Annotated in this window: 19 protein-coding genes; 1 reads left to right on the top strand and 18 read right to left on the bottom strand. The window is 43.4% G+C overall.

Features of this window, described 5'->3' with window-relative positions; all coding sequences use genetic code 11:
- Positions 1-12 precede the first annotated feature (12 nt).
- The 4 genes from FQV26_RS08145 to FQV26_RS08130 form a co-directional block, all read right to left on the bottom strand.
- Positions 13-2,829, bottom strand: a complete 2,817-nt coding sequence (locus FQV26_RS08145; RefSeq protein ID WP_146556993.1) for a 2-oxoglutarate dehydrogenase E1 component — start codon at positions 2,827-2,829, stop codon at positions 13-15.
- A 242-nt stretch (positions 2,830-3,071) separates the two neighbouring features.
- Positions 3,072-4,718: a sensor domain-containing diguanylate cyclase gene (locus tag FQV26_RS08140; RefSeq protein ID WP_146556992.1), complete on the bottom strand. Its 1,647-nt coding sequence runs from the start codon at positions 4,716-4,718 to the stop codon at positions 3,072-3,074.
- Positions 4,719-4,736: 18 nt separating this feature from the next.
- On the bottom strand, positions 4,737-5,690 hold the full coding sequence (gene dapF, locus FQV26_RS08135; RefSeq protein ID WP_146556991.1) for a diaminopimelate epimerase: 954 nt from the start codon (positions 5,688-5,690) through the stop codon (positions 4,737-4,739).
- A 30-nt stretch (positions 5,691-5,720) separates the two neighbouring features.
- The gene (locus FQV26_RS08130; protein ID WP_146556990.1) at positions 5,721-6,797 is read right to left on the bottom strand and encodes an undecaprenyldiphospho-muramoylpentapeptide beta-N-acetylglucosaminyltransferase; all 1,077 of its coding nucleotides are present in this window, start codon (positions 6,795-6,797) and stop codon (positions 5,721-5,723) included.
- 375 nt (positions 6,798-7,172) lie between these two features.
- Here FQV26_RS08130 and FQV26_RS08125 point away from each other — a divergent pair, with 375 nt between their 5' ends.
- On the top strand, positions 7,173-8,546 hold the full coding sequence (locus FQV26_RS08125) for an MATE family efflux transporter (protein WP_146556989.1): 1,374 nt from the start codon (positions 7,173-7,175) through the stop codon (positions 8,544-8,546).
- Positions 8,547-8,614: 68 nt separating this feature from the next.
- Here FQV26_RS08125 and FQV26_RS08120 read toward each other — a convergent pair whose 3' ends face one another.
- The 14 genes from FQV26_RS08120 to FQV26_RS08055 all read right to left on the bottom strand — a co-directional run bounded on the left by FQV26_RS08120 (position 8,615) and on the right by FQV26_RS08055 (position 18,795).
- Positions 8,615-8,854: a hypothetical protein gene (locus FQV26_RS08120; RefSeq protein ID WP_146556988.1), complete on the bottom strand. Its 240-nt coding sequence runs from the start codon at positions 8,852-8,854 to the stop codon at positions 8,615-8,617.
- Positions 8,851-9,732 (bottom strand): CobW family GTP-binding protein, encoded by an 882-nt coding sequence (locus tag FQV26_RS08115; RefSeq protein WP_146556987.1) that lies wholly within the window; start codon positions 9,730-9,732, stop codon positions 8,851-8,853. The genes FQV26_RS08120 and FQV26_RS08115 overlap by 4 nt, the downstream gene beginning before the upstream one ends.
- 57 nt (positions 9,733-9,789) lie before the next feature.
- A complete protein-coding gene (locus FQV26_RS08110; RefSeq protein ID WP_146556986.1) occupies positions 9,790-11,313 on the bottom strand; it encodes a lmo1851 family serine protease in 1,524 nt (507 codons plus the stop codon).
- A gap of 140 nt (positions 11,314-11,453) precedes the next feature.
- Complete coding sequence (deoD, locus tag FQV26_RS08105; RefSeq protein WP_146556985.1) at positions 11,454-12,158, bottom strand: purine-nucleoside phosphorylase; 705 nt, start codon at positions 12,156-12,158, stop codon at positions 11,454-11,456.
- 69 nt (positions 12,159-12,227) lie between these two features.
- Entirely contained in the window at positions 12,228-12,443 is a 216-nt protein-coding gene (locus tag FQV26_RS08100) for a YozE family protein (protein ID WP_146556984.1), read from the bottom strand.
- 58 nt (positions 12,444-12,501) lie between these two features.
- Positions 12,502-12,927 carry a peptide-methionine (R)-S-oxide reductase MsrB gene (gene msrB, locus FQV26_RS08095; protein WP_146556983.1) on the bottom strand — a complete coding sequence of 142 codons (426 nt, stop codon included), beginning with the start codon at positions 12,925-12,927 and terminating at the stop codon, positions 12,502-12,504.
- Complete coding sequence (gene msrA, locus FQV26_RS08090) at positions 12,924-13,454, bottom strand: peptide-methionine (S)-S-oxide reductase MsrA (RefSeq protein ID WP_146556982.1); 531 nt, start codon at positions 13,452-13,454, stop codon at positions 12,924-12,926. The genes msrB and msrA overlap by 4 nt, the downstream gene beginning before the upstream one ends.
- A 16-nt stretch (positions 13,455-13,470) precedes the next feature.
- On the bottom strand, positions 13,471-14,046 hold the full coding sequence (locus FQV26_RS08085; protein WP_146556981.1) for a YpmS family protein: 576 nt from the start codon (positions 14,044-14,046) through the stop codon (positions 13,471-13,473).
- A gap of 14 nt (positions 14,047-14,060) precedes the next feature.
- Positions 14,061-14,858, bottom strand: a complete 798-nt coding sequence (locus FQV26_RS08080) for a GDSL-type esterase/lipase family protein (RefSeq protein ID WP_146556980.1) — start codon at positions 14,856-14,858, stop codon at positions 14,061-14,063.
- 39 nt (positions 14,859-14,897) lie between these two features.
- A complete protein-coding gene (locus FQV26_RS08075) occupies positions 14,898-15,737 on the bottom strand; it encodes a DegV family protein (RefSeq protein WP_146556979.1) in 840 nt (279 codons plus the stop codon).
- Between the two features lie 88 nt (positions 15,738-15,825).
- Complete coding sequence (locus tag FQV26_RS08070) at positions 15,826-16,566, bottom strand: lysophospholipid acyltransferase family protein (protein WP_146556978.1); 741 nt, start codon at positions 16,564-16,566, stop codon at positions 15,826-15,828.
- 3 nt (positions 16,567-16,569) lie between these two features.
- Positions 16,570-17,055, bottom strand: a complete 486-nt coding sequence (locus FQV26_RS08065; RefSeq protein ID WP_146556977.1) for a dihydrofolate reductase — start codon at positions 17,053-17,055, stop codon at positions 16,570-16,572.
- Positions 17,056-17,136: 81 nt separating this feature from the next.
- Positions 17,137-18,081: a thymidylate synthase gene (locus FQV26_RS08060; RefSeq protein ID WP_146556976.1), complete on the bottom strand. Its 945-nt coding sequence runs from the start codon at positions 18,079-18,081 to the stop codon at positions 17,137-17,139.
- 120 nt (positions 18,082-18,201) lie between these two features.
- Positions 18,202-18,795, bottom strand: coding sequence for a YpjP family protein (locus tag FQV26_RS08055; protein WP_146556975.1), 594 nt, complete (start codon positions 18,793-18,795; stop codon positions 18,202-18,204).
- Positions 18,796-18,971 lie beyond the last annotated feature (176 nt).

The raw sequence follows: 18,971 nt of genomic DNA, 5'->3' as shown, positions 1-18,971 counted from the left end.
TTCCTCCTTAGATTATCCTTGCAATTTAGCTAATGCTTCATCAATTATACGCGCTTGTTCCACTTTATGCGCTTCTCCATCGCCTTCTGCAGGGCTTTGGCGGGCAATTCTGCCGAAGTATTTCACTTCTTTGCCTTCTGCCAGTTCACGCAGATAAGGATCTGCAAACGTCCATGAGCCCATGTTTTGAGGCTCTTCTTGCACCCAAGCTAACTCTTTGGCGTTTGGATAACGGTCAAGAATGGCTTTAATCTTATCTGCTGGGAATGGATACAATTGTTCTACCCGAACAATATGAGCCCACTCATAGCCTTTTCCATCTTTTACCCGCTCGGCCAAGTCAATTGCCATTTTACCACTTGCCAGAAGAACACGTTTCACTTTTTTCACATCTTTGCCCATGTTTGGCTGTTCGATAATTGTTTCGAAATGGCCTTCGGTCAAATCTGCTACGTCTGCACCGACCAACGGATGGCGCAGCAACGATTTTGGAGAAACGATGATTAACGGACGGATTGCTTCTTCTCCAAGCATCTTAGCTTGGCGGCGTAAGATATGGAAGTAGTTTGCTGCACTGGAGAGATTTGCAACTGTCCAGTTGTTTTCAGCAGCCATTTGCAGATGTCTTTCGAGACGTGCGCTCGAATGTTCAGGTCCCTGGCCTTCATAGCCGTGAGGCAACAGCATAACTAGTCCTGATTTTTGGCCCCATTTCGCGCGTCCCGCGGAAATGAATTGGTCAAAAATCATTTGAGCCATATTGGCGAAATCACCATATTGAGCTTCCCAAATTACAAGTGCTTTTTCATTTTCAACATTATAGCCATATTCGAAGCCCAATACAGACGCTTCACTCAATGGACTGTTGTAGACGACGAACGATGCTTTAGCATCTGAAATGTGATGCAATGGCACCAACTCATTGCCATTCTTCTCATCATGCAGAACAAGATGGCGGTGTGCGAATGTTCCGCGCTGCGCATCCTGTCCAGTCAGGCGAATTGGATTGCCGTCCTGCAGAATCGAACCGAATGCAAGCGTTTCAGCATGAGCCCAGTCGATCTTGCCTTTATCATTGAACGGATCTTCACGACGCTTAAGGATTCTTGCCAACTTGCCAAAGGCAGAAAAATCACTCGGCCACGATAACAGCTCTTCGTTCATCTTCGTCAAGACGTCTTTGTCGACGCCTGTCGGCACTTCAGGGAAGCCGTTTAAAACAGCTTCAGGAATTTCAAGTTTCGGGAAATCAGCTGATTTGTTTTCTTTGACTCTGTCGTATGCTTCCTGCATTTCCTTTTGCGTATCTGCATCAAGCTTTTTGACATCATCTTCAGATAGAACTTTTTCTTCTGCTAATTGCTTCCCGTAAAGTTCGCGTACTGTATCGTGCTGATGAATGCCATGGTACATTGTCGGATTCGTCACTAACGGCTCATCCATTTCATTGTGTCCATAACGGCGATAGCCGATCAAGTCGATCAGTACGTCTTTGCCGAATTTTTCACGGTATTCAAACGACAATCGAGCAACAGCCACTACAGCTTCCGGGTCATCCGCATTGACATGAAATACCGGTACTTCATAGCCTTTTGCAGGATCTGAAGAGTAATGAGTTGATCTGGAGTCGAACTGCTCTGTCGTAAAGCCGATTAAGTTGTTGGCAATGACATGGATTGAACCGCCTGTCTGATAACCTTTAACACGACTGAAGTTCAAAGTTTCGGTTACAATGCCCTGCCCCGGGAATGCTGCATCTCCGTGAACAAGAATGGCATATGCCTTTTTCGGATCCATTTTTGCTACGCCTGTTTGCTCAGTGAGTTCCTGTGCAGCGCGGGTCTGACCAGCAACAATCGGGCTGACAATTTCCAAGTGAGAAGGATTGTAAGCCAGTTTGACACTTGTTCCATTTGCAGATTTATAAGCTGCACCCATATGATATTTCACATCGCCAAACCACCCTTTGGTAATTTGGAGTGAATCATCTTCTGGAAGAAACGCATCGTCTCCTACATGCGCAAAACCAGCGAACATCATTTCATAAGGTTTGTTCAAAATATGTGTAAGCACATTTAAACGACCGCGATGCGCCATCCCGATCATAATGTCTTTTGTTCCGGCCGACTCGGAAAGACGAACCAATTCATCCATCAGGACAACCAGTGAATCGACACCTTCAATTGAGAAACGCTTTTGTCCCACAAATGTACGATGCACGAATTTCTCAAAGCCTTCTACACGCGTCAACAAATCAAGAACTTGTTTCTTCTTGTCCGCATCCAACTTAGGCTTGACTTCACCTGCTTCAATTTTCTCCTGAAGCCAGCTGCGTTCTTGCGGCTGTACGACATGTGAGAATTCAAAAGCAACTTTATCCGTATAAAGTGATTTCAAGTAATTAATGGCATCCAGACCATTTTTCACGTTATCCGGTGCATTGTTCAATAGTAAAGATACAGGCACTTCTTTTAAATCCTGATCATTCAAGCCATAAGTCGAAGATTCCATGCGTGAGGTGTCTATAGGCTGATCTTTTAACGGATAGATATCCGATGCCAGATGGCCATGTGCACGGATCGCTTCAGCCAGATGAACGGCAGCTATGACTTTTTCGAAATTATTGGGCTCCACAGTTTCTGCAACTGAAGTTTGTGGACTTGTGGAAGCTTCAGCAGGTGGTCCGTATTGTTTAAAAAGTTCAACGTATTCTGGATCAAGTAATTCTGGGGATTCTTGATACAGATCATACATTTCCATTATGTATCCCAAGTTAGGGCCTGTAATGGAACTCCATGGGGATTTCGCATCTGGATAATTGCTAGACATTAAAAAAACCTCCAACTATTTGTTTGACGGCAGTCACTTTATTTGTATATGTCTCGTCTATTTTATCACGCATCCCACTAGACATAAAGCAGAAGGCGTTTTGGTAATAAAAGATTAAAATTCCCTATCAATCTTACTACTTCCAAGTTAAAAAACAAAGGCTTTTCGTGAAAATATTCACATAACAACATGTAAAGCGCTTTCATTCATCCAGCTGTTCTGATTTGCTTTGTTCCTGAAGCTCAAGGGGCAGTATAGAGATAGCTTTTTCCTTTTCCGTTGCTTTTTGCCAGGTAAAGAGCCGCATCCGCTTTTTTAACTAAATCATCAAAATCATGGCCGTGCACAGGGTACACAGACACCCCCGCTGATGATGTCGGAGAGAAACGGTAGCCGTCTATCTCCCAGCCCTCTACAAGCGTCTGGTTGATGCGGTTGATGACTTTTTCAATGTGCAACTGACTTTCTTCAGGTACAATGCCGCATAACGCCACGAGAAACTCGTCTCCGCCTACTCTTGCAACCATGTCGTGCTTGCGCACACTGTTTTTGATGGCCTGTCCAAAATGATAAATAAACTCATCCCCGACATCATGGCCAAACTGATCATTGATTGATTTAAAGTCATCTCCATCCATATACAATAGAGCGATATGTTCTCCTTTTGTTTCGGCCTGCGTTTTCATCATTTGAAACTGCCTAACCATTAAACGGCGGTTGGGCAAGTTCGTTAAACTGTCATGGTATGCCATAAAGTGCAACTGCTCTTCCAATTGCTTTTGTTCCGTCACATCAAACAAAATCGACAAGACTTGATAAATTTCACCATCCACGTCCATCAACGGAATGATAGTGGCATCAACCCAGAATTTTTCACCATTTTTCTTTAAGCTCTTTACTTGGCCGCGCCATATGGTTCCTTGCCAAATAACTTCCCGAATCTTTTCGTATTCCTCTGTTGAAATGACTGCTTTTCCTATGTTAGAGATATTGCTGCCAATAAGTTCCTCAGGCTTATAGCCTGTCAATTCATTAAAATTATCATTAACGAATTCTATGGTACCAGACAGATTCCAGATTGCGACAAGCGCTGCGTAATTAAGTGCATCCTTGTAGCTCTCCAGAATATTCTCTGTCTTTTTCAGCTCGTTTTTCAACAGCAGTTCATTGGTCAATTCCCTGAAAACCACATGAAATGCCCGAATGATTCCATTTTCATTGATCGGTGAGTAGCTGACTGAAAACTTCGCCTCTGTCCCGTCCTGCTTTTGCCGCTTCATGATGACAGAAGTACTCCTCGAATCAGGTTCAAATTTTTCCAACAAGCTTTTCCCTGCCTTAAACAGTTGTTTTTGCTTGTCTGGCAAATCACGGTAAAAACGATTCACCCACTCATCTTTGGTCACACCGAATGTTTTTTCATATGCTGGATTCAAATCAATGATCATGTATTCCGCTGAAATCATGATCATCGGATCTACCGAGTTCTGTACCAAAGATTCGTAAAACAAATAATCCTCTTCAATTTTCTTTTGAGCTGTAACATTTTTCGTGATAGCAAGTACAAATTTTTGCCCTTCAAACTCGATTGGCGTCAATTCGGTTTCCATTGCTGTATCTAGATCACTGAACAAGCTGTAATCACGGTAGATATGCTTCTCTCCAGTTTTCAAGGCAATAAGGTACTGTTTTTTGATTTCCCTTGTTAGATCTGGCGGCATACTATCTTCCAATGCAGTGCCAATCAGTTCTTTTTTAAACACAGCAAAACACACCGGATTGACGTATACATAGTCAAAGGTGTCGCCGTTTTGTTTCATAAAATAAACCGGGTCTTTAGCTTTTCCGTAAAGGAGTCCCAGCTGATCCATAGTAAAAGGCATTGGCATCTATTTCACCGCTTTCCATTACACAAATTGTTTCGAGAAAGTTGAAATTTGCTCAATAAATTGTTCATAGCGATCCTGCTCATCCAACGGTTCTGAAGACAGCATGCCGCTTTCTTCCTTATTACCAGTCCAATCGAATTTGTGCGTCGACAAATACGTGGCGTTGCCGGTTAGCTGAAGGCGAATATCATCGCCTTTCCGGGCAACCGAACATTTCACCATGCCTCCAGGGTTATAAACGGCAACATCTCCGTAAGGAACGAGTCCCGCCATGCAGCTGACCAATGCAGAAGCAGTCATTGCGGTTCCGCAGGCATTGGTAAAACCGACACCTCGTTCAAAAGTACGGACAAATATCCCTTCTTCTAATGGCGTTACATAGCTGACATTGACTCCATCGGAAAAATATTCGTTGTCTCCATTAAAGTACTCTGCCCATTTTTGTTGATGGCTTGTATCCTTCTGCAAAACTGGAGGTACGATCCCGATTAGATGTGGGTTTGGAACAGCAACCGCTGAAAAGGGAATTTCCTCTGAAACAAACGGCAAAGGTTTTTGGATCCACTCTTTATGTCCTTCGTAGCTCATCGGTAAACTGCTCAGGGAAAAGGACACAGGAGAGATTTCTACCGCATAGGTCTCAATGCCTTCGTTCAATGTCTCTTCCCGTTTCACACGCAGCAAAGCTTTCATGGTTTCGACTACAGCTTCCTGAACACCGTCACGTTCACACACATAACGGGCAACACAGCGCAGGCCATTTCCACACATGGATGCTTCTGATCCATCATTATTAAAGACACGCATTTTTGCGTGGGCAACTGATGAAGGCAAAATCGCCAGAATGCCATCGATGTCTTTGTCTAAAGCCGATAATTGGATTGCCAACTGCGCGAAATCATCGCGTTCATCTGTTTCAAACATGTAAAATGTATTCATTGAGCCATGGACTTTAATCAATGTCATTTCCATTACGGTCACCTCTTTATATAGAATTAAAAGTTATTTTGTATGGGCTGACACCAATTTAGCCATTTCAGCAGCGGTAATCGGAGATTCAGCTTGTGTCATAGTTTCTATCAATTGATCTTTCTCCGCCTGTAATCGGTCCAGCTCTTCCATAAATCGATCTGCAGACAGCTCTTCCTCTTCTACCACGTGGGCAAAGCCTTGTTTTTTAAATAAATTCGCATTTAGTATCTGATCGCCACGACTTTTTTGCATAGACAATGGCACCAGCAGCATCGGCTTTTTCAATGCCAAAAATTCAAATATTGAATTGGAGCCGGCACGCGAGACGACAAAATCCGTCATATGCAGCAAGTGCGACAATTCATGCGTAACATATTCAAACTGTCGATAATTTGGATAAGCATCCAGCTCCGGCATGGTATTGCCTTTGCCACATAAGTGAATAATATTATATTGTTCCAGCAATCGTTCCAAATTATTGCGGACGGCTGAGTTAATCATTGCCGAACCTTGGCTACCGCCCATAATCATCAAGACTGGGAGGGCATTATCAAACCGGCAGATTTCCTGCCCTCTTTTTGCGGATCCTTCCATTAATTCGCTGCGGATAAGCGATCCTGTACACGTGGATTTTTCACTTGGCACATGCGCCAAAGTTTCTTTGAATACAGTGAAGATATGGTCAGCGAAAGGCAAAGCGATTTTATTAGCTAATCCAGGTGTCACATCCGACTCGTGGATAATAACGGGAATCGACATCATGCGGCCAGCCATAGCGACTGGTACAGATACGAATCCACCTTTCGAAAAAATTGCGACAGGTTTGGTTTTTCGGATGATATTAACCGACTGCATCAGCCCTGCACCTACCCGGAATGGATCCGAGAAGTTTTTAGTAGAAAAATAGCGTCTTAATTTACCGCTGGAAATCGCATGATAAGGTACCGAAGGAAACGATTCGCGGATCAACTCGTTCTCAATACCGTCTTTGGATCCAATGTATTCTACAGTAAAGCCTAAGTTTTTCAGTTCTGGAATCAATGCTTGATTCAGGGAAACATGTCCTGCCGTTCCGCCCCCGGTTAATAAAATTGTTTTGTTGTCCATTACTTGTCCTACTCTCATCTATTAATTTTGCATAGAAGCATTTCTTAATTCAGTGCGTTTCTATGCTATACTGGTTTTTATCTGTAAATTATTGTTGAGTATCTTTACTTAATGATATTTCACATAAATTAGTGCGACCATAAGCCCTTATCAAGCCTTTCCGCTTTTCAGCGAAGCCTTGGTTTTGCTGAAATTAATAAGTGTACATACTATATATCACTTCTCATGCATCTTCTTTGCCAACGCTTTGGCGGGATGAGAAAAGCAGCAAAACAGACGCTTTTGTCTGGTTGCTTGCGGAGAATTATGTCCAAAGAGTTAGGGCAAAGCAAAAAAATTAAATTTAACTTATATAGATTGCAGGAGGAAAGAAATATGCACCAAACAAGAACCACGAAAGAAAAATTATTGCTGTTGGTGAAAATTGTGTTTCCGATTCTCGTTACTCAAGTAGCGATGTATTTGGTGACGTTTTTTGATATTTACATGACTGCGCGCTATGGAACAGAAGATCTGGCCGGCGTTTCCATCGGTTCTTCCTTTTGGGTTCCCGTCTATATCGGCCTGGCGGGTATCCTTATGTCTATTACTCCAATTGTAGCACAATTGATGGGAGCTAAGAAAAAAGAACAGGTAAAACAAGCCGTTCAGCAAGGGATTTATTTAGCAATTGTTTTGTCCGCAATTGTCTTTGCCTTCTTCTACTTCGGCATCGAGTTTTTGCTGGCATTCATGGACCTCGAACCAGCGGTTGCTGATGTCGCCAGCCGCTATATTTTCGCAATGTCCATTGGATTGATTCCCTTGTTCGTCTATAATGCATTGCGCTCCTATATCGATGCACTTGGCGCTACACGGGTTACAATGGTCATTACCTTATTATCGGCGCCCATCAATGTTCTTTTCAATTATTTACTGATTTTCGGCAATTTCGGTTTTCCTGAACTTGGAGGAGCGGGTGCCGGGTTTGCATCGGCCATCACTTATTGGTTAATCCTTGCGATTTCCATATGGATTATCCATACAAGAAGCCCTTTCAATGCCTATGGAATTTTCCGAAACTGGCCAAAATTATCACTGACCCATTGGGCTGAAATCAGCCGAATCGGTGTCCCCATCGGCATATCGATCTTTGTGGAAACCAGCATTTTCTCAGCTGTGACCTTCATGTTGGCCGTCTATGGCACCGTTACGATTGCAGCACATCAAATCGCCTTAAATTTCGCTTCTCTACTTTATATGCTGCCGCTCAGCATTTCTATGGGGGCCACTATTCTGGTCGGCTACGAAGTCGGCGCCAAGCGCTTCTGGGACGCCAAGCAGTACAGCTGGCTCAGTGTTGGAACCGCCGTGTCGCTAAGCTCCATATCCGCCTGCATCTTATTCTTTATGCGCAGCGAAATCGCTGCATTGTATTCATCAGATCCCGTAGTAGTCGAGCTGGCCGTTCACTTCCTGCTGTTTGCAGCTTTGTTCCAATTGTCGGATGCCATTCAAGCTCCTGTCCAAGGAGCGCTCCGCGGCTACAAGGATGTCAATATTACCTTTGTTATGGCCGTGATTTCCTATTGGGTCATTGGGCTTCCGTCCGGCTACCTTTTGGCGAACTTTACTGATTTTGGCGCCTTCGGCTATTGGATTGGATTGATCGTCGGATTAACAGCTGGCGCCATCACCCTGTCTATCCGTTTGTTGGCGATACAAAAAAAAATTACATCTCAACCTCCTAGCATTCAAGATATCAAATGAAACAAAAAAGCAGCCACAGAAAAAATCTGTGGCTGCTTTTTCTATCATGCTATTTTTTTATTCAAGACTTATTGAGCCGCAAGCTTTCTGTATAAAACAGCCAGTTCTTCTTTTTCCGATTCCGTCAAATCCGACTGCTCAATGCGAGCAAGTGCCAGCTCCAGTTTTTGCTGCCGGGTTTTGCGGACGCGCGGATGCGTCAACTCATCATTCAACTCGATCAACATATATTTTTCCAGCTCTTCTTGTGTAGTTATCTGCTCTGCAGCTGTACGCTGTGGCCACAGTTTCCGATACGACCCGATCATGGAAGCTCGACTCCTTCCAGTCCTTCTCCGATGACGACAATCTGGTTCTGCATTTTAATATACTCAGGAAGCCACTGCGCCATCCCGTATGCAAACTGAAAGGCGTGTGGATACTTGTCGCCTTCAAGAGGTACGTAGCCTTTAATACGAAATACTGTATCAGGCAGCGCCCGCAGCCACTCGTCAAATTTTTCCCGCTGGACTGGCGCTTCAAACTGAAGCACTTTGGCGTTCAAATTCAATTTTGAAACAGGCGCTTTGGCAACATCTTCAGTTGGTGATGGCGTCAATTTATCCAATGCCGAAAACGGCACTTTGGCATGCACTGTCTGGATAATCTGCGCTTTCGGATTCAAGGATTGAATTTCGTAGACCACTGTTCCCTGCTCTCCATCCGTCAATAAATCCATTTTATTGGCCAGTATCAAGTCAGCATGGCGAATCTGTTCCAGAAACAGGGAGCGAATCTGGGGAGATAGACTATTGCGGTCCATCCAACGTTTACTGTCAGCTACTGTAACAATTCCCTTGAAATTCAATCGGTCGGCAAATAAGGGAGAAAAAATAGCATCCAGCGCTTCTACTGGGTGCGCAGCGCCTGTTGTTTCGATCAGCAATACATCAAAATCTTCTTCTGCCAATAAGGTTTGGATTTGTGCTTCAGATTTTTCAGATCCGGTGCAGCAGATGCAGCCGTCCAAAATTTCCTTTAATGGTATTCCATCTTCCACTGAATCCGAATCCATGTTCATTTTGCCAAGTTCATTCATGAAGACTGCTGGTTTCAAGCCTTGGTTTTTCATTTGGCTGATCATGCCCTTCAACAGCGTTGTTTTTCCGCTTCCTAAAAATCCACTGAACAAATATACGTCTTTCATCAACTCATCCTTTCTGCAAATACTTAAGAAAAGGCCCGCCTAAGCGGACCTTTGGAATTATTCTTCAGTTTCTTCTTCGTCTTCTGTTGCTTCAGCTGTATTAGCAGAACCATCCAACAGCAATTTTTTAGCTTCCTGCAATTGTGGATCATCGTTTTCGATTTTCTCACGCAGGGCATCCATCACTGCAAATGTACTGTCTCCAGTCAGAACGCCAGTCACTTCCAAATCGTTTTCTTCCTGGAACGTTTCGACTGCTTCTGTCATTTGTTCTTCAAATACGCCATCCACTTCTCCGACTTCATAACCGAGCGCTTCTAGCATTTGCTCAGCTATTTCTACCTGATCTGAAATAGAGCCGTCTTGAAGCTCTATAGAAGAATCCAGGACCGGAAGAGAAGCATATTCCGGATACGCTACTGCTACATCCGGTTCGATTCCTTTTTCATGAATCCAATTGCCATCCGGCGTAAGCCATTTAGCTGTAGTAAATTTCAAGTTGGAGCCGTCTTGAAGGTCATTAGCTGTCTGCACAGTACCTTTGCCGAATGTTTTCTCACCGATCAACTTAATATCTGCAGACTCATTCATAGCTCCAGCAAGAATTTCAGACGCCGAGGCGCTTCCTCCATCAATCAGCATGGTAACCGGCACATCGATTTTCGTACCCGGTGAAGACATGTAAATCTCAGGTTCTTCTCCTTTTGCCTGTACTTCAAACAATGGTTTTCCTTCTTCAATAAAGAGGTTGGAAATATCAAGAGCTACATCCAACAGGCCGCCCGGGTTTTGACGAACGTCCATAACAAGCGATTCCATTCCTTCAGCTTTCATTTCATCAATAGCATCCAGCAGTTCCTGATAGGTATTTTCAGAAAAGCTAGTTACTTGAATATGCGCAACATTGTCGCCGATCATTTCTGCATAAACAGTCTCGATCGGTATTTCATCACGGACGATGGTAATGTCAATTGGATCTGCATTTTCGCCTCGTTGAATGGTCAAAGTGACTTCCGTGCCTTTTTCACCCCGAATCAGCATGACGGCTTCAGTCGTCGTAAATCCTTGAATACTTTCTCCATCAACCGCTAAAATCTGGTCGTTTGGCATTACGCCCGCTTTTTCAGCTGGTGAATTTTTGATTGGGGAAACCACGGTTATGAATCCTCCACGCTCCTGAACTTCTGCGCCAATTCCCTGGAAACTCGACGAGATCCCTTCCAGGAATTGAGAAGCTTCCTCTTCATTCATATAATCAGAGTAAGGATCTTCCAATGAATCAACCATCCCGTTGATGGCCCCGTTAATAAGAACGCTTCTGTCAACGTCCTCGAAATACTCGTTCTGTATTTGATCGTAAGCGGTATAAAGTTTCTCAAATTCACGCCGTTCCGGTGAATTGACTTCCACGGCTTTGTCATCGCCAAATGTCAGCGCAAATACCGTCAAACCTGCCGTCGCTATAATTAAAAGGAATACAAGCATGATAAAAGAGAATGTTTTCATCTTAATGATATGCGACGGAGATTCTTCTGTTGGCGGAATCTGTTCATGCTCTTCCCCCGGACGTTTATCATCCATCTATTTCACCACTTTCATAATTACCTTGAGAACTGGAAACCATTAAAAGAAAAAGACTGTCAAGACAGTCTTTTTTCAAGCTATCGAGAGGACAAAAGATTCGCTTACAAACTTTTAGCGCCCACTCTTTCGCTTTCTTTCTATTCTTGGATCGCTGCGTCCAAAGCTACGACAATCATGTCGTTAAATGTCGTTTGACGTTCTTCTGAAGTTGTCACTTCACCAGTCAGCAAGTGATCGCTGACCGTTAAAATCGATAGGGCTTGACGGCCAAATTTCGCTGCCAATGTGTAAAGAGCCGCAGACTCCATTTCAAGAGCAAGTACTCCATACTGCGCCCACTTTTCATGTTCTGCAAATTCATTATAGAAGACATCTTCAGTAAAGACATTCCCTACGCGCAGGTTTAATCCTTTTTCAAGGCCGGCATTGTAAGCTTTCAACAATAAATCGAAATCTGCTGTTGGTGCGTAATCGATGCCTTTGAAGATAATTTCATTCATTTTTGAATCGGTAGAAGCGCTTTGTGCCAAAATGACATCGCGAACTTTAACGTCCTTATGGATCGAACCACAAGTTCCAACGCGGATCAATTTCTTCACATCGTATTCCTGCATCAATTCAGTTACGTAAATCGAAATTGACGGTACACCCATTCCTGTTCCTTGAACAGAGATGCGTTTTCCTTTGTATGTACCGGTATAACCGAACATGTTGCGGACTTCATTGTACAAAGTCACATCTTCCAAGAAAGTTTCCGCTATGTATTTTGCACGAAGCGGGTCTCCTGGCAATAAAATCGTTTCGGCGATATCGCCTTTTTTCGCATTGATATGAACACTCATCTAAAAACCTCACTTTAATATAGTCGATTTAATCATACTGTTTTTTTCTTTAGAGTGCAATGAAGAGCCTTAACTCCCCATGTATTCATCCCACATTTCGTCAAAAGTAGATGCTTTCATGACCGGATGAGCTTTTTCTTCGACATATTTGGAAAGCCACTCGAAATCAGATGCTGTCTTTGGAAATGAATGGTCTAAGAACATCGCATCCGCAAAGCGTGAATAGTCATCGGCATCAAGTTTCCCTCGGTATTTCAATGCAAATTGATAAAATGAACGTTCCATGAAGGTCTCCTTCCATATTTTAGGCAAAAAAAACCCGGACAGTTGTCCGGGCAACCCTTTATTCAAACAGTTTCTTGTATTCAGATAGGCCTTCCGCATCCAATTGCTCTTTAGGCACGAAACGAAGTGCTGCCGAATTGATGCAATAGCGCAAGCCTCCGAGCGAAGAAGGTCCATCCGGGAATAAATGCCCCAAATGGGAATCAGCTGTTGAGGAACGGACTTCCGTTCTTCTCATGCCATGGCTCGTATCCAGATTTTCTTTTACTTCAGAGCCTTCAATCGGTTTTGCAAAACTCGGCCAGCCACAATGGGCGTCGAACTTATCTTTGGAGCTGAATAGCGGCTTTCCTGAGACGATATCGACATAGATGCCGTCTTCAAAATGCTGATCGTATTCTCCCTGGAAAGGCGGTTCAGTTCCGCTTTCTTGAGTTACATGATATTGCATTGGTGTTAACTTTGCTTTCAAATCTTCTTTCATGATTGTCCACCCCAGTTCTTTTCGATAAACGCTGTCCGCCCGGAACCAACTGAATAGCGGTTGTAATGGGCAGGGTTTTTCTTATAATAATCCTGATGGTAGGATTCTGCCAAGTAAAATGGTTTTGCCTCAATAATCGGCGTAGCTACCTGCTTATCGAATCTGCCTGAATTGTCCAGCTCCTGCTTGGACTTTTCTGCAGCCACCCGCTGCTCTTCGGAATGATAAAAAATAGCTGTCTGATAGGATTCACCGCGGTCAAAAAATTGGCCGCCTGCATCTGTTGGGTCTATTTGCATCCAGAAAACTTCCAATAATTTTTCATAAGGAAAGATGTCAGGCTGGAATGTAATCTGAACTGCCTCGACATGGCCAGTCGCGTTCGAACAAACCTGTTCATAAGTAGGGTTCGGCATATCGCCGCCTGTGTACCCACTCACCACTTCTTCAATGCCATCCAGTGAATCGAAAGGCTTGACCATGCACCAAAAACAGCCTCCTGCAAATGTCGCTTTTTCCGTCTTCATCCACTCACCCCGTTCTTTATGGTTCAATCGTCACCAGTAATCGGATATCATCTTCTTGCAAGTTGAATGATGCTGCCCGGACTGAGATGCCATCATCCAACGGTATATCCGTCAGCTTGAGTAATACCTCTTCTTCCGCAGGCATCACTTCCATGAATTCTGGAAGTTCAACTGAATCTCTAAGCAACTTTAACGCAGATTCAGGAGGAATATCCAGCATGCCGACTTCTACAGACTTTTGTTCGAGCAATAAATTGCCGTCTTCTTGAACAAGAGGCTCAAATTTCATCAAAATTGGAAGTGTCACGGAGAAAATAGTAAGTTCCGTCGATATACTGACATCGTCATTGACCGACAGCGCCAAAGGAATTGGCTGGTCTTTCATGGCATCCTGTATATAGGTATTAGCAATTCCTTCAAAATCGGCTTTAGTAGTATTGACGACCACCGTATTGCCGGCTGCAGGTGTGTTTTTCAGCGCCTGATAAGATGTATAATCTTTTGGTGGAGTCGTCACATAAAGCGCAACACCCACGAGCGCCAAGAGATTCAGCGCCAGCAGAAAAATGAAAGCGAAACGCCATTTTTTCATTATGCCAACACCCCCTATTCTTCATAACTCAATCCGCATTCTTCCATCCTTTTCAATATCCGCTTGGTCATCAAGTCATAGCCTTTGCTATTCGGATGGAAAAAGTCAGAATGGTAAACCAAATTTTTATTGCCGGCGAACAAATCACTGACAGGCACAAAACAGGCCTGTGGATCTGCTTCAGTTCTTTCTTGCATTGCTTCATTGTAGGAGGCAATGATCTGATCAAACTCCTCCACTTCATCCGTGATGAGCGAGAAAGGATTATAGATTCCCATAATAATCATAGGTGCATTTGGATTAATGTCCCGGATGGCCGTGAAGATATTATCAAATCTATTTTCGTAAAGAATCAGTTCATCAGCAAAAGCTTGCATATTAAGTGAAAACAGATCGCGTTTGACGATCCGCATCACGTCATTTCCACCAATCGTCATGGTTAGGTAATCTGCTTCCGCTACAGGTCCGGTCAGCTCCCCTTGCTGAAACATAGCAAGCAGTTGATCACTGCGGCGTCCGCGTTTTGCGGTATTTTCAATAGCGACACCTTCAATCCCTTGCCACGTTCGCATTTCAGCAGCCACTCTTCCCGTATAGCCTCCTAAATTTTCCACATCTCCAACTCCTTGAGACAAGGAATCCCCAAGCGCGGTGATGATCACTGCTTGAGGAATGAAATTCGGTGGCACAGTATAAGGGGTTACGGCTGGCTCGTTTCTTGGTTCCGCTTCTTCAATGCCAAAGATAAAAGTTGGACTGCACCCCGCTACTATACCCATGAGCAAAATGACAATTAACAGGATGCGTTTCAATTTTGTCTCTCCTTTTTCAAGTGGATCTTTCCGTTTCACTTAATCCGTATAGTACATAAAACCAATTGCTCCAATTCCCGTATGAGTGGAGATGACTGGTGTTGTAAAATCGAATTTAATATCTGTAAAACCCGTTTCCTTGATTTTTTCACGTAAAGGTTCAGCCATTGCAAGCCCATTGGCATGGGCAATGCCCACGCCTTTGACCAGTTTTCCAGCTGTTCGTTCAATAAAATCGTTCATGAGGTACTCCACTACTTGCTTATGGCTTCTGACTTTCGCAACTGGCGTATACTCTCCGTCATCCAGCGAAGCAATTGGCTTAATTTTCATTAATGAACCCAATAAGGCACGACCTTTTCCGATTCGTCCGCCCTTAACTAAATTATCAAGTGTATCCACTACAACATACAGTTTCGTGTTAAGGCGAATCTGCTCGACGCGTTCGACGATTTCTTCCATCGATTTCCCAGCTTTCGCCATGTCCGCAGCTTCAAACACTTGGAATGTCAAGGCATGTGAAATATACCGTGAGTCAATCACAGTGACATCCGAATCAGTTAGCTGAGCAGCGGCTTTTGCCGATTCAACAGTACCGCTCATGCCTCCAGTCATATGGATCGAAAGGATTTGATCTCCGTCTTTTCCCAACTTATCATACAGTTCTTTGAATACGCCAGGAGCAGGCTGTGAGCTTTTCGGCATTTCGTTTGAATTTTTCATCAATTCAAGAAAAGACTCAGGTTCCAAATCCACGCGATCCAGGTAGGTTTTTCCACCGATTTGTATCGTCAGTGGTACCACATGCAAGTCATATTTATCAATGACCTCTGGCTTTAAATCAGCGGTCGAATCCGTAACGATGTGAATCTTAGACATGAAATCACTTCCTTCTTCTTCACTTAGTGTAAGTAATTACAGGATAGTAAACAAATGATACGGCTGCTTTGCCGCTTATAATCTGACATTAGCCGGTGGATATTGATGAAGGCAAAGTTGTAAGGGCTTCAGAAATTCGAGACCGTACAAGTTCGATTGCCTTTTTTGCATCAAGCCTCGCTATCATTTCAGAAGAGATAGGATCCAGAAGATGCACCGTCACACTTGCAGGCAAGACTTTATTATTATTTTTTTCCATTATATCGGAAGTTCCTTGAATAGCAATTGGAATGATGGGTACGCCAGCGTCTTTCGCAATACGCATAAACCCCGATTTAAATTCTCCCATCTCTTCTCCCTTGCTTCTCGTTCCTTCGGGGAAAATCAGGATGGAATGGCCTTCTTTCAATTTCTCTATCGTATCTGTGATGGATTTCAATGCGCTTCGCCGATCGGTACGGTCTAAAAAGACACAATTCATCTGTTCCATATACATCGGAATAATAGGAAACTTCTTCACTTCTTTTTTTGATATAAAGCCGAAGGGCTTCGGAATTGAAGACAAGAGGACCGGTATATCAAAATTCCCTTCGTGATTGCTGACAAATAGGACCGGCCCATCAGGCAATTTTTCCAACCCATCGATGGTCACGCTGCTGCCTGTCCGCTTCATGATGCCTGCAGCCCATTTCTGAGGCTCGGTATGAATTAATTGATCATACTCTTGAACACTCAACTGAGGTTTCTGCTTAATAATTTTTTTCAGATTCACTGCACTGAGCGGCAAATAGCCGAAAAGAAATGAAAATGTCCGAATCGAGTTAAACATGGTTTATTTCTTTTTGCGCCGTTCGTATACTAGGTACGAAAAAGGCACTTCATTTGAAATTTGTTGTTCCGACTCCGAAACGAGTTTCCATTCACGGCCGTATGCCGGGAAATATGTGTCTCCTTCAAAAGCTTGATGAACCAGTGTGATATACAATCGATCTGCCTCGTCCAAAACTGAGTTGAAAATCTGTTCGCCGCCGATTACCATTACTTCTTCATGAACTTCTTTCGCTAATTTTACAGCATCTTGAAGGTTATGGACCACATCCACACCTTCTGCTTGGTAATCATCGTTGCGTGTGACAACGATATTACGGCGTTTTGGAAGCGGACGGCCGATGGATTCAAAAGTGTTGCGCCCCATGACGATGCCTTTTCCAATTGTATGTTCTTTAAAATAAGCCAAATCGGCTGGAATATGCCAAGGCAATTCGTTGTCTTTTCCGATGACCCGGTTAGGATCATGCGCTACCATTAATGAAATCATGCATTTTCCTCCTATCCCGCTCAATGGCGGGAATTTTAATTTTGCTCAAGTTGAAGAAGTTTTTCCAGGCGGTATCACCAGTTATACAGCTACAGGGGCTTTGATCCGCGGATGCGGATCGTACCCTTCAATCGTGATATCTTCTAGATTCAAATCAAAAATCGATTCGACGCTGTCATTGATTTTCAATGTTGGCAATGGTTTTGGTTCGCGGGTTAATTGTTCTTGTACCTGAGACAGGTGGTTTGAATACAGATGCGTATCACCTGTGGTGTGCACAAAATCGCCGACTTGCAAATTGCATTCGCGGGCAATAAGATGCGTCAATAAAGCATATGAAGCGATATTGAACGGTACACCTAAAAATACATCGGCGCTGCGCTGGTAGAGCTGACATGAAAGTTTGCCGTTCGCCACATAGAACTGGAACATGATATGGCAAGGCGGCAAAGCCATGTCATCAATAAATTCGGGATTCCAGGCAGTGACCAGATGGCGGCGGGAATCGGGATTTGTCTTGATCGATTCAATAACATTTTTCAGTTGGTCGATGGTTCCACCTTCTGTTGTTGCCCAAGACCGCCATTGCTTGCCATAAACTGGGCCAAGGTCTCCATATTTCCCTGCAAAAACAGGATTCTCTAATACTTTTTGCTGGAATATTTGCATTTGCTTTTTATAGTCTTCTGCAAAATTTGGATCCTTTTGGGCTCGGCGACCAAAATCGGACATATCCGGTCCTGTGTATTCATCGCTTTCCACCCATTGGGCAAATGCCCATTCGTCCCAAATGTGATTATTGTCTTCTAGTAAAGCACGGACATTGGTGTCCCCTTTGATAAACCATAAAAGTTCCGAAACAATCAGTCGGAACGCTGTTTTTTTAGTCGTCATCAATGGAAATCCTTCATTTAGATCAAATCGCATTTGATGGCCGAAAACACTTAAGGTCCCTGTACCGGTCCGGTCTTCTTTTGTCGCTCCATTATGTAAAATATGTTCGCATAAATCTAAATATTGCTTCATGTAAATCGCCTCCATTGTTATTTCTAATCATAACAAAAACTCGCTATTAACGACATCTCTGAACTGAATAATAGTAAAATCAAAAAAATCCAAACAAAAAACCGTCACAAAGTGAGCGGTTTAAGAGAGCCATTTTGGCGGCGTATTTTTGGACCAGTAAATATCGCCCAAGGTAATGTGCTTTTGGAAATCGTCTTCAGCCAAATGATAATGAAAATTAAAAGAATAGCCAACTTGGGGCTTTTTCTCCGTTCTAACGTGGAAACGAATTTCGTCTTTATTTGTTTCCGTGTCGTAAACATGAAAAATCTTTTCCGAATAATCGCCTGATGGTTTTTCAGATATGGCCAATTTGTTCAATTTGCCGGTATCTAGACCTGCCAAATGAACGTCAATAGCCCGTTGTATATTTGGTAGTATCATCGTTTGGAATTCGTCTTGAATCACAGGTCCAATCCGGGAACCGAATTTTAAGTAAGCCTGTTCCTCGGCAGACTTATGGACCGAGTGAATAATAGATTCGCCATTGTCGTAAAATTCGCTCGGGTCGATCCAATCATATATATATTGTTTGTTATCACTTTCCGCTGCATGTGATTTCGGTTGGCCTTTTTCGTCCAAAAGGGACTCCCAGATTAGATGGTTCGGGGAGATTGCGCCCAATGTCAATACGGCAACTGTAATCATCAGCGACTTCTGCCACCAATTTTTCATTAACATCACCTTTTCATTTATGAACATTTTAGTAACGCGTTTGCTTATTTATACGATTTTCATTGGTAAAGGTTTCATCTTCTTGAAATTCATTGTACAATAAAGTCATTAACAACGCCTTGTTTTTTTTGAAAAGGAGGAATTTTCGTGGATGCATCATTATTGATCGGACTGGG

Origin of the sequence: Planococcus sp. CPCC 101016, assembly GCF_007859295.1 — a bacterium.
GTDB lineage: Bacteria > Bacillota > Bacilli > Bacillales_A > Planococcaceae > Planococcus.
The sequence above is the reverse complement of the archived record's forward strand: the minus strand, read 5'-3'. Positions and strand labels throughout refer to the sequence as shown.